Annotated in this window: 11 protein-coding genes; all 11 read right to left on the minus strand. The window is 50.7% G+C overall.

All coding sequences use genetic code 11. From position 1 onward, the window contains the following. Positions 1-3 precede the first annotated feature (3 nt). Entirely contained in the window at positions 4-459 is a 456-nt protein-coding gene (fabZ, locus tag GFC06_RS00125; protein WP_003018528.1) for a 3-hydroxyacyl-ACP dehydratase FabZ, read from the minus strand. A 103-nt stretch (positions 460-562) separates the two neighbouring features. Next, positions 563-1,588, minus strand: coding sequence for a UDP-3-O-(3-hydroxymyristoyl)glucosamine N-acyltransferase (lpxD, locus tag GFC06_RS00130; RefSeq protein ID WP_003018531.1), 1,026 nt, complete (start codon positions 1,586-1,588; stop codon positions 563-565). A gap of 3 nt (positions 1,589-1,591) precedes the next feature. After that, on the minus strand, positions 1,592-2,077 hold the full coding sequence (skp, locus tag GFC06_RS00135) for a molecular chaperone Skp (RefSeq protein ID WP_016151765.1): 486 nt from the start codon (positions 2,075-2,077) through the stop codon (positions 1,592-1,594). 122 nt (positions 2,078-2,199) lie between these two features. Then, positions 2,200-4,614, minus strand: a complete 2,415-nt coding sequence (bamA, locus tag GFC06_RS00140) for an outer membrane protein assembly factor BamA (protein WP_016151764.1) — start codon at positions 4,612-4,614, stop codon at positions 2,200-2,202. A gap of 29 nt (positions 4,615-4,643) precedes the next feature. Then, positions 4,644-5,996 (minus strand): sigma E protease regulator RseP, encoded by a 1,353-nt coding sequence (gene rseP, locus GFC06_RS00145; protein ID WP_016151763.1) that lies wholly within the window; start codon positions 5,994-5,996, stop codon positions 4,644-4,646. Between the two features lie 11 nt (positions 5,997-6,007). Beyond that, complete coding sequence (cdsA, locus tag GFC06_RS00150) at positions 6,008-6,865, minus strand: phosphatidate cytidylyltransferase (protein WP_016151762.1); 858 nt, start codon at positions 6,863-6,865, stop codon at positions 6,008-6,010. A gap of 12 nt (positions 6,866-6,877) precedes the next feature. Continuing rightward, positions 6,878-7,636 (minus strand): (2E,6E)-farnesyl-diphosphate-specific ditrans,polycis-undecaprenyl-diphosphate synthase, encoded by a 759-nt coding sequence (gene ispU / locus GFC06_RS00155; RefSeq protein ID WP_003018543.1) that lies wholly within the window; start codon positions 7,634-7,636, stop codon positions 6,878-6,880. Between the two features lie 312 nt (positions 7,637-7,948). After that, positions 7,949-9,145, minus strand: a complete 1,197-nt coding sequence (gene ispC / locus GFC06_RS00160; RefSeq protein WP_016155727.1) for a 1-deoxy-D-xylulose-5-phosphate reductoisomerase — start codon at positions 9,143-9,145, stop codon at positions 7,949-7,951. Between the two features lie 218 nt (positions 9,146-9,363). Next, positions 9,364-9,921, minus strand: coding sequence for a ribosome recycling factor (gene frr / locus GFC06_RS00165; protein ID WP_016151760.1), 558 nt, complete (start codon positions 9,919-9,921; stop codon positions 9,364-9,366). Between the two features lie 139 nt (positions 9,922-10,060). Then, the gene (gene pyrH / locus GFC06_RS00170; RefSeq protein WP_005132114.1) at positions 10,061-10,786 is read right to left on the minus strand and encodes a UMP kinase; all 726 of its coding nucleotides are present in this window, start codon (positions 10,784-10,786) and stop codon (positions 10,061-10,063) included. Between the two features lie 145 nt (positions 10,787-10,931). Beyond that, entirely contained in the window at positions 10,932-11,783 is an 852-nt protein-coding gene (gene tsf / locus GFC06_RS00175; RefSeq protein ID WP_003018551.1) for a translation elongation factor Ts, read from the minus strand. Positions 11,784-11,797: the final 14 nt, after the last annotated feature.

Raw genomic sequence — 11,797 nt, forward strand, 5'->3', positions numbered from 1 at the left:
GTATCAGGCCTCCCGGCTACGGGCACACATCATCGTTGCTTCGCACACAACTTTACCGTCGACCAGCGCAACCCCTTTAAAACGGGTCAGGCCGCGGCGCGTTTTCTCGAAAGTCACTTCCATGATCATCTGATCGCCTGGCACGACAGGACGCTTAAAGCGCGCTTCGTCAATACCCGCAAAATAGTACAGTTCACCTGGTTCCAGTTTCCCTACGCTTTTAAACGCAAGGATACCGGTGGCCTGCGCCATTGCTTCCAGAATCAGTACGCCTGGGAAAATAGGTTTACCCGGGAAGTGGCCCTGGAAGAAAGGCTCGTTAACAGATACATTTTTCACTGCGCGCAGAAAACGACCTTCTTCAAAATCCAGCACGCGGTCAACCAGCAGAAACGGAAAACGGTGCGGCAGAAGTTCTAAAATCTCTTCAATATGCAGAGTATGAGTGTTAGTAGTCAAAATACTCTTCCTGTCAAAATATACTAAAAGGCAATAATAACACGGCCTGTCGCAATCGTATGAATGGGACAGGCCGAAAAGTCAGACATGCAAAAGCGGTGCTTTAGTCTTGTTGATTAACCTTGCGCTCAATCGCTTTGAGACGCTTGCTCATATCATCAATATTCATCACCAGTGCAGCTGTTTTACGCCATACCTTATTGGGCTGTAGCGGAATGCCTGAGGAATAGACGCCAGGTTCGGTGATAGGACGCATCACCATACCCATGCCAGTAACCGTGACTTTATCGCATATTTCCATATGCCCATTGATCACGCTGGCGCCGCCAATCATGCAGTAACGGCCAATCTTCAGGCTACCCGCCATAATGACGCCACCGGCTACCGCCGTATTGTCACCAATCACAACGTTATGCGCAATCTGGCACTGGTTATCAATGATAACACCATTACCGATCACAGTATCGTCCAGCGCACCACGGTCAATGGTGGTACAAGCGCCGATCTCGACGCGATCGCCGATAATCACGCGACCAAGCTGCGGGATCTTCACCCAGTTACCGCGATCGTTCGCGTAACCAAATCCATCAGATCCGACGACAGTGCTGGACTGGATCAGGCAATTCTCACCGATCTGAATGTCGTGGTAAATCGTCACATTCGCCCACAAGCGTGAACCTGCGCCGATTTTAGTATTTTTTCCGACGAAGCAGCCTGCGCCGATAACGACGTTATCGCCCAGTTCTACGCCAGACTCAATGACCGCATTTGCGCCCACAGAAACATTATTACCCAGCTTCGCCGTCGCATCGATCACTGCACTCGGTGCAATGTTTTGTGCGGGCTGCGGCGTGGTATCTAAGATTTGCGCCATACGTGCATAGGTCAGGTAGGGATTCTTCACTACCAGCGCTGCACTCTTAGCAAAAGGAAGATCGTCCTGCGTCATCACAACGGCAGAGGCCTGGCATACGCCTAAGTGTTCACGGTACTTAGGATTCACCATGAACGTGATATTGCCAGTTTGCGCAGATTGCATGGACGCTACGCCGGTGATGACGATATCGCCATCACCGTGTAATTCTGCATCCAACTGCTCTGCTAAATCAGCCAGTCGAATTGAAGGCATTACTTATTTAACCTGTTTCAGTACGTCAGCGGTGATGTCTTTTACATCGCTGCTGTTGTATGCAACGGTGTTTGCGTCAACAACCAGATCGATGCTCTGACTGTTAGCAACAGATTTCACAGCTGTCTGGATACGAGTAACCAGTTTGCCACGTTCTTCGTTGGAACGACGCGCACGATCCTGCTCAAAAGCCTGAGCTTTCTGAGAGAAAGTCTGACGCTGAGCCATGACGTCTTTTTCCAGCTTAGTACGATCGCTACCCGCTTTCATGGATTGCAGACGCTGCATTTTAGATTGCAGATCAGATTCCATACGCTGCAGTTCGCTGGCACGGCCTTTGAACTCGTTTTCCAGCGTAGCAGAAACGCCCGTCTTCTGTGCAACCTGTTGGAACAAGCTACCCATGTTGACGATTGCAATTTTGTCAGCAGCCTGTGCGGACGTTGCCATCGCTAAACCGAGACCTGCAGCTAATAACCACTTTTTCACAATTAACTCCTTACCATCCCATTTGCACCCGAAGGTACAGTTCTTTGCGTGGCCAGGCGATCCCATGCAAGATCGCCTAAAGTCATCGCTACACTACCACTACATTCCTTTGCGAAGAACAATTACCAGGTTTTACCAATGTTAAACTGGAACTGTTCCGCTTTGTCTCCATCGTACTTCTTGAACGGCTGGGCGTAGGAGAAAACCAACGGCCCCAATGGGGACATCCATTGTAAAGCGATACCCGCTGACATACGGATATTGTTCGGATCGCTGTAGTCCGGATAACCAGAGTACTTAGCTGAATCCCAGTTCGTATCCCAAACGGTACCCATATCCCAGAAGAATGAGGTACGGACCGAGTTGGCATACTTGTCGCTGATAAACGGCGTCGGGGTAATAAATTCCAGGCTGGCGACAGCCATGGCGTTACCGCCTACCGCATCATCCGATTTACACGGTGAAGTATTGGTGGCGTCACATTCGTTATCGTAATCGCTATCGTTGTTATAACGATTAGCCGGTAAATAGACAGCCTTTGGACCGATGGTGTTGGACTGGAAACCACGCACGGTGCTGGAACCACCGGCATAGAAGTTCTCGTAGAACGGCATCTCTTTGCTGCCGATGCCGTCACCATAGCCCCACTTCGTGCGACCCAGAACAACCCATTTGTGATCGTCATCGATCGGCACATAGGTCGCGGTATCCAACGTCGCTTTGTAGTATTCGTTGTCAGAACCCGGAATGGTTACTTTACCGTTCAGGTTGACACGCGTACCTTCCGTTGGGAAGTACCCACGGTCCAGCTTGTTATATGTCCACCCATAGTTGAAGGTGAAATCGTCTGATTTAAAGCTATCAGCGTCAGGATCCTTACCCATTGAAACCAGATAACGTTGCATTGCAACCTGTGGATCCATGTTAGACAAGGAGTTATGCACATAACCCACACCCGCACGCAAGGTGTTGTATTCGTTGATCGGGAAGCCGAGCGTTGCGTCAGTACCATAACTTTTGTTGGTATAGTCGGACAGGTCTGCATCATCCGCTTTAAAGTCATTGTAGAAAACGCGACCACCAAGGCTCACCCCATCAACGGTGAAATATGGGTTGGTGACAGACAACTCAGTATAGGTCTGATAGTCGTTTTTGGTGCCGTTGATGCCGACTGAATAACCGGTACCTAACCAGTTATCTTGCTGAACGCCAGCCTGGAAGCTCACGCCGCTTTCAGTACCGTAACCAACGCCGAAGTTAAAGCTACCGGTGTTACGCTCTTTGACCTTATAGACCACATCAACCTGATCCGGGCTACCCGGTACACGCTGAGTATCGGTATCGACAGTTTCAAAGTAACCCAGACGGTTCAGACGCTCTTTACCCTGATCGACCAGATCGCTACCCAACCAGGCACCTTCCATCTGGCGCATTTCGCGACGCAGAACGGAATCTTTAGAGGTGTCGTTACCTTCAAAACGAATCTTACGCACGTAGAAACGGTTACCTGCATCCACGTTTACGCGTAATTTAACGGTTTTGTCGGCGTCGTTGATTTCAGGTTGCGACTGTACGCGCGGATAGGCATAGCCATAGCGACCCAGAAGCTTCTTGATATCATCTTCCATTTTGGTCACTTTGGTGCCGTTATAGAGTTCGCCTGGCTCGATTTTGGTCAGGGTCTCAATTTCGGCGGAGTGCCCAGCCAAGTTACCGCTCACCTGTACCCCTGAAAGCTTGTATTGATCGCCTTCAGTGATGTTAACGGTAATGTAGATACCTTTTTTATCCGGCGTCAGGCTAACCTGGGTGGAATCGATATTGAAGCGGGCATAACCGCGATCCAGATAGTAGCTGCGCAAGGTTTCAAGATCGCCCGCCAGTTTCTGTTTCTGGTATTTACGATCGCCCACCACGTTCCACCACGGCACTTCATCACGCAGTTGGAAGTGAGAGATCAGTTCGTCGGTCGAGAAAGCATGGTTGCCGACGATATTGATCTGTTGGATCTTCGCCGAAACGCCTTCCTGGAAGACCAGCTTGAGGTCAACGCGGTTACGCGGCAACGGCGTTACCACCGCTTTCACACTGGCGCTGTACTTACCGACGCTATAGTAGAAATCTTCCAGCCCTTTTTCGATATCGGCTAGCGTGGTGCGATCCAGAGACTCGCCAACACGCACACCAGAAGCCTCGAGGTTTTGCTTGAGCATGTCATCTTTCACCGATTTGTTACCGGAGAAAGTGATGCTGGCAATCGTCGGACGTTCTTTTACCTGAACCAGAAGGGTATCACCATCGCGCAGGACGCGGACATCCTCAAAGTTACCGGTGGCGAACAGAGCACGAATGGTATTACTGATGTCTTCATCATTAACCGTGTCGCCTGTGCGCACCGGCATACTGAGGAGAGCCGCACCAACGGCGACTCGCTGTAGGCCTTCGAAATGAATGTCCTTCACTACGAACCCTTCAGCACCGTATACGGTGGCGCTGCTAAACAGCAGCGACGCTATGAGCAACTTTTTCATCGCCATCGTTATTATGCGTTCTTCCTAACACTCTCTTACAACCGAGAGAAATCATTGAAAAGTGCAAGCCCCATTAACAACACCAGCAAGATAGAGCCAATGCGATAACTAAAGTCTTGAACCCGCTCGGATACCGGACCGCCCTTCAGCTTTTCAATCGCCAGGAACAGCAGATGCCCCCCGTCAAGAACGGGCAACGGAAACAGGTTGATTATCCCTAAGTTCACGCTGATAAGCGCAAGGAACATCAGGTAATAAATAACCCCGAACTCCGCTGACATCCCAGCCCCCTGGGCGATAGAAATCGGCCCACTGAGGTTGTTCAGTTTTACATCACCGGTAATCAATTTTCCCAGCATACTGACCGTCAACTTCATCAACTGCCACGTTTTATCCGAGGCTTCGAGGATGGCGCTGAATGGCCCATACTGGCGTACAGTCTTATACTCATCAGGCAGAGGAATAACTTTAGGCACCACGCCCGCAAAACCCTCAGCCTTCCCGTTAACCTGTTTTGAATCTGGGGTTAACGTTAAAGACAAGGAACTTCCTTGTCTTTCAATATCTAGCGCTAACGGCTTATCCGGATTATCGCGCACCAGCGTCACGAACGTCATCCATTGCGTTAGCGGCTGACCATTGACTTTAACGATCCTGTCGCCAGCTTGCAAACCCGCCTTACTTGCAGCGGAGTTTACCTGCACTTCTGACAGCACCGATTCAATCTGCGGACCGCGCGGGCGAATCCCTAAACTGGAAACAGGATCCTCTTTGTCTGGCTCAAATGCCCAATGGCGTAAATCCAGCGTTTTGTCCTGCCGCTGGTTGCTGCCAAACTGCGCCACGCTGAGAGTCGTATGTTCATCGCCAATTTTGGATACCAGTTGTAATCGCACGGCATCCCAATCAGGGGTTTCGATACCATCAACCGCTTTTAGTTCCGTACCCGGCTGAATTTGCGCCTGTGCGGCAATCGAGTTGGGTGTTATTTCACCAACAACCGGACGAACACCAGGGACACCGATGATAAACACCAGCCAATACGCGAAAATAGCAAAAAGGAAGTTGGCAATCGGACCTGCGGCAATGATGGCTGCGCGTTGTCCAACCGTTTTATTGTTGAAAGCGTAATGGCGCAGCTCCGGTGCGACCGGTTCAGCGCGCTCATCCAGCATTTTGACGTAACCGCCGAGGGGAATCAGGGCGATGACGTATTCCGTACCTGATTTATCGGTACGCCGCCAAAGCGCTTTTCCAAAGCCAATGGAAAAGCGTTCGACGCGGACTCCGCAGCGCCGTGCAACCCAGAAATGACCAAATTCATGCACGGTGATAAGCACACCAAGTGCAACGATGAATGCAGCCAGATTCCAGAGAATACTCAGCATAAGACCATCCGTTAGAGTGTCCTAAATACCAGTAACAACAGGCAGGCAAAGACCGGTACCGCAGCCGTCAGGCTATCAATACGATCCAAAATACCGCCGTGTCCTGGTATTAAGTGACCACTGTCCTTAATACCTGCTTCACGCTTAAACATACTCTCGGTCAGGTCACCCAGCACGGAGGCCAGGGCAGCAACGATGGAGCAAATAAGCAAGGTGACAGGCGCAACCTCAAGATTCGCCCACATGCCATAACCCCATGAGATCACGGCCGCAGTGGCGAGTCCGCCAATAAAACCCTGCCAGGTTTTACCAGGAGAAACCTTCGGCGCCAGCTTATGTTTGCCAAACAGCTTACCAAACATATAGGCACCCGAGTCCGCTCCCCAGACGAGGATCATGACATACAGCAGCCATAGCGCGCCACTATAATGATTCTCATCATAGTGCCATGCACGTAACGCCAGCATTCCCCAAAAGAAAGGGACTATGGTTAACACGCCGAAAATTATGCGTAATGTTTTGGAATTACGCCAGACCGACGCAGAGCCGGGATAAAACAGCACCAGTAACAGCGCCACGACCCACCAGCCCAGCGACGCCCACAGCGATACTTCAACCAGCGGCTGATGAATATTGCGATGGTATTCCGGCAACAAAAATAGCATCAGTGCCAGCAGTAGCCCGCACAAAACAGCCAGCCAGACTCGCTGCGTACGCGTGGTAAAACCGCTTAACTGTCCCCATTCCCAAGCGGCCAGCATACAGACGGCCAGCGTAACAATGGCGAACCCCACCGGCGGCAGCAAAAACAGCGCCGCGATGACAACGGGTATTAAAACAAAAGCAGAAATCAGGCGATACTTCAGCAAAAGCGACCCCCATCAGGCTTTTTCATCACCGGGCTCGGTGCCGCCGAAACGACGCTCACGATTAGCAAAGGCATGCAGCGCACCTTCAAAGTCTTGTTCATCGAAATCGGGCCAGAGAACATCCGTAAAGTAAAGTTCGGCATAGGCAATTTGCCACAACAGAAAATTACTAATTCGATGCTCTCCCCCAGTCCTTATCACTAAATCCACAGGAGCCAGTTCATGCATACAAATTTGCTGCCCCAGCATCTCTTCATCGATTTGCTCTGGACGCAGCAGACCATCCTGCACCTGTTGTGCCAGTTGTCTGACTCCCTGGACTATATCCCACCGTCCACCGTAATTCGCTGCAATATTTAGCGTCAACCCGGTATTCTGGGCGGTAATCGCTTCTGATTTGCGAATCCGTTCTTGCAAACGTGAGTTAAATCGACTGATATCCCCGATAATACGCAGACGTACGTTATGGCGGTGCAGGTTTTTCACTTCGCTATCAAGCGCCCACACAAACAGCTCCATTAACGCGCTCACTTCCTGCGCAGGTCGGTTCCAGTTCTCACTGCTAAAGGCATACAGCGTTAACGCATCAATACCGTTATTGGCAGCAAAAGAGACAGCCCGGCGGACGGACTTTGCTCCGGCCTTATGTCCAAAGGCGCGAATCTTCCCTTGCTTTTTCGCCCAGCGGCCATTGCCATCCATGATAATTGCTACATGGCGACAACCATGTGCTGGCAAATTTTCGCTTAATGGTTTAGTTGCAGACAACATAACGCGTTTTTAGTCCCTGAAAGGATTATACGGTACTCAGGAATACTGAAGCCTTTTGCGCTTCATCCTTCAGGCTGCTCCTTCGTTGGCTGTGATCTTCGCCCCAGTCACATACTCTTTGTATGCTCCAGGGGACTCATCCACTTGCCACCTTGATGCAACCTGAATGATTTTGTGCATCCACAAAAAAGCCGTGTCAAACCACGGCTTACCCGACCGAAAAAAAACAAATACCCGCGATCGAGTGGCGCAGACTATATCACTGAAGCCCAACGCTAACAAATAGCGCGATTCTCCGAGGAGGGATTATCATCAGCTTGAGCGTCGCATCACTTCTTTTCTGGCGACTTCCCGCGCGATAGCATCAACCTTCAGCACGTCATCAACGCTCTGTGGCTCCTGCAAATCCATCTTATCCAGTACGGATAAATTCAGGTCAGCAATATCGGTAAATCGGATCTGCTGCGCCAGGAATGCGGCAACGGTAATTTCATTCGCTGCGTTCAAAGCGGTCGTCGCCGCCTGCCCTTGCTCAAACGCGTCCATCGCCAGTTTCAGGCATGGATAACGCTGGTAATCAGGTGCGGAAAACGTCAACGCACTGAGCTTGCAAAAGTCGACAGGCTTAACGCCGGACGTCACTCGTTCTGGCCATGCCATCGTATGAGCAATAGGTGTACGCATATCAGGTTCCCCCAACTGCGCCAGAACGCTACCATCCTGATAACGCACCATCGAATGAATAACCGACTGCGGGTGAATCAGCACTTCCATCTGGCTTGCATTGGCATTAAATAACCAACGCGCTTCAATGTATTCCAGACCTTTATTCATCATGGTGGCTGAATCGACAGAGATTTTTCGTCCCATCGACCAATTCGGATGACGACATGCCTGATCGGGGGTCATAGAAACCAGATCGCGCAATGCCGTTTCACGGAAAGGGCCACCAGACCCGGTAAGCAAAACTGATATGACGCCATTTTGCTCAAGGTCAGCGTATCCCAGATTGTGTTGGATAGGTTGCGGTAAACTCTGAAAAATCGCGTTATGTTCGCTATCTACCGGCAAAAGCTGTGCTTTGTGGCGTTGCACGTCGTCCATAAACAGACGCCCGCAGGTCACCAGAGACTCTTTATTCGCCAGCAAAATGCTTTTGCCCGCGCGGATTGCCGCCAGCGTCGGTAGCAAGCCCGCCGCGCCGACAATCGCCGCCATAACCTGATCAACATCATCCAGCGCAGCCATATCACAGGCAGCCTGCTGCCCGCTCATAACCTCAGTACGACTGCCCTGCTCCAGCAGAGCTGCTTTTACCAACGCAGCGCTTTTTTCATCGTCCATTACCGCATAGCGAGGAGAAAATTCCAGACATTGCTCAACCATACGGACGACATTTTTACCCGCCACCAACGCAGCAACGCGAAATTTTTCCGGGTTATGGCGTACTACATCCAGCGTACTGCAACCAATGGAACCGGTTGATCCCAGGATGGTTAATTGCTTCATCAGACATCCAGAAGAATTTTACTCGTCATATTTCAAGTTGCATGTACGTTGGCTCTCCTCGTTCACCCCTGTCACGCACGGGTGTACGCTCCCGGGGATGCCCTACGTCGCCGCCTTCCTGCAACTCGAATATTTAGAGTATATAGACAGAAAAAAGCAAAACGCCGCCATCCAGCCTTCTCAGGCCTTCTAAGCGGCGTTTTTAGCGTACAGGCGAATCAGAACTGCATCAGTTCCGTTTCTTTCTCTGCCAGCGCCGCATCAACTTTCTTGATAGCTGCGTCAGTCAGTTTCTGTACGTCGTCCTGAGAACGGCGATCGTCATCTTCGCTGATCTCTTTTTCTTTCAATAACGCTTTCACTTTGTCGTTGGCATCGCGGCGTACGTTACGTACGGCAACGCGCGCGCCTTCAGCTTCGCCACGCACGATCTTGGTCAGATCTTTACGACGTTCTTCAGTCAGCGGCGGCAGCGGAACGCGGATGTCGGAACCCGCAGAACTTGGATTCAGACCGAGGTCGGAAGCCATAATTGCTTTCTCAACGGCTGGCCCCATAGAACGGTCGAACACGTTGATTTTCAGGGTACGGGAATCTTCAACCGTTACGCTTGCCAGCTGGCGCAGCGGGGTCGGTGTGCCGTAATATTCCACGACAATACCATCCAGCAGGCTAGGAGAAGCACGGCCCGTGCGAATTTTGCTGATTTGGTTTTTGAACGCTTCGACGCATTTGTCCATGCGTACTTCAGCATCTTTTCTGATATCGTTGATCACGTTACGAATCCTTGAAAGCTTGTTTCAGTCAGACCATACCCACCACGCAAGATGTGACAAGTATAGTCTTGATTAATTTTGAGGGACGTATCCCGCGACATTAAAGCGGAATATTACCTGCATTTAGCCGCAACGGGAATTATTCCGTGATTAACGTGCCTTCTTTTTCACCCATAACAACACGGCGCAGCGCACCCGGTTTGTTCATGTTAAAGACACGAATCGGTAATTTGTGGTCACGAGCCAGTGTAAACGCCGCAAGATCCATCACTTTCAGCTCTTTATCCAGTACTTCAGCATAGGTCAACTGTTCGTACATAGTCGCCGTTGGATCTTTAGCCGGGTCAGCCGTAAATACGCCATCGACTTTGGTGGCTTTCAGTACCACATCCGCTTCAATTTCAATACCACGCAGGCAAGCCGCAGAGTCGGTAGTGAAGAACGGATTGCCAGTACCCGCAGACAAAATAACAACGCGGTTGTTACGCAGCAGGCTGATTGCTTCCGCCCAGCTGTAGTTATCACACACGCCATTCAGAGGAATTGCGGACATCAAGCGAGCGTTCACATAGGCGCGGTGAAGCGCATCGCGCATCGCCAGACCGTTCATGACGGTGGCTAACATGCCCATGTGGTCGCCCACAACGCGGTTCATCCCTGCTTTCGCCAGACCAGCGCCACGGAACAGGTTACCACCACCAATCACTACGCCAACCTGGATACCCAGCTCAACCAGCTCTTTGATTTCCTGAGCCATACGGTCAAGGATGCTTGCATCAATACCGAAGCCTTCTGAACCTTGCAGAGCTTCGCCACTTAACTTAAGCAGAATACGTTTGTAGACGGGTTTTGCATTGGTAGCCATGTTTCTTTCCTGAGACTGTCAACGAATGAGATGAATTAATTCCGGCGACATTGTATGTCGCTTTTCAGCATGACCACTATAGCGGTTCGCTGAATTTACAAGCCAGACACAAAAAGAAGCCGCCCTCAGGCGGCTCCTTTAAAAATTAAGACTGCTTGGACATCGCAGCAACTTCTGCTGCAAAGTCAGTCTCAACTTTTTCGATGCCTTCGCCCACTTCAAAGCGGATGAAGCCAGTTACGTCAGCATTGTGCTCTTTCAGCAGCTGACCAACAGATTTGCTCGGCTCCATAACGAAAGGCTGGCCGGTCAGAGAAACTTCGCCGGTGAATTTCTTCATACGGCCTTCAACCATTTTCTCTGCGATTTCTTTCGGCTTACCAGACTGCATCGCGATGTCCAGCTGAACCTGGTATTCTTTCTCTACCACTTCAGCAGAAACGTCTTCCGGCTTAACGAATTCTGGTTTGCTTGCAGCAACGTGCATTGCCAGCTGTTTAACCAGCTCTTCGTCAGCGCCAGTTGCAGCAACCAGAACACCGATACGAGCACCGTGCTGGTAGTTACCCAGAACTTCGCCTTCCAGGGAAGCAACGCGACGGATGTTGATGTTCTCACCGATTTTAGCAACCAGAGCAACACGTTCTTCTTCGAACTGCGCTTTCAGAACTTCAACGTCAGTGATTTTGCCAGCAACGGCAGCGTCCAGTACTTTGTCAGCAAATGCCTGGAAACCAGCATCTTTAGCAACGAAGTCAGTCTGGCAGTTAACTTCCAGAATGAAAGCGATGTTGCCGTCGATTTTGGTTTTGATTACGCCGTCAGCAGCAACGTTGCCTGCTTTTTTCGCCGCTTTGATTGCGCCGGACTTACGCATGTTTTCGATTGCCAGCTCGATGTCGCCATTAGCTTCAGTCAGTGCTTTTTTGCAATCCATCATGCCTGCGCCAGTACGCTCACGCAGCTCTTTTACCAGGGATGCGGTAATTTCAGCCATTCTAAAATCCTCGG

Source organism: Citrobacter braakii, from assembly GCF_009648935.1.
Lineage (GTDB): Bacteria > Pseudomonadota > Gammaproteobacteria > Enterobacterales > Enterobacteriaceae > Citrobacter > Citrobacter braakii.

Excerpts from the sequence above, each read along its gene's own strand:
- lpxD (WP_003018531.1), bottom strand. The coding sequence starts at position 1,588 with ATGCCTTCAATTCGACTGGCTGATTTAGCAGAGCAGTTGGATGCAGAA.
- bamA (WP_016151764.1), bottom strand. The coding sequence starts at position 4,614 with ATGGCGATGAAAAAGTTGCTCATAGCGTCGCTGCTGTTTAGCAGCGCC.
- rseP (WP_016151763.1), bottom strand. The coding sequence starts at position 5,996 with ATGCTGAGTATTCTCTGGAATCTGGCTGCATTCATCGTTGCACTTGGT.
- ispU (WP_003018543.1), bottom strand. The coding sequence starts at position 7,636 with ATGTTGTCTGCAACTAAACCATTAAGCGAAAATTTGCCAGCACATGGT.
- ispC (WP_016155727.1), bottom strand. The coding sequence starts at position 9,145 with ATGAAGCAATTAACCATCCTGGGATCAACCGGTTCCATTGGTTGCAGT.
- pyrH (WP_005132114.1), bottom strand. The coding sequence starts at position 10,786 with ATGGCTACCAATGCAAAACCCGTCTACAAACGTATTCTGCTTAAGTTA.
- tsf (WP_003018551.1), bottom strand. The coding sequence starts at position 11,783 with ATGGCTGAAATTACCGCATCCCTGGTAAAAGAGCTGCGTGAGCGTACT.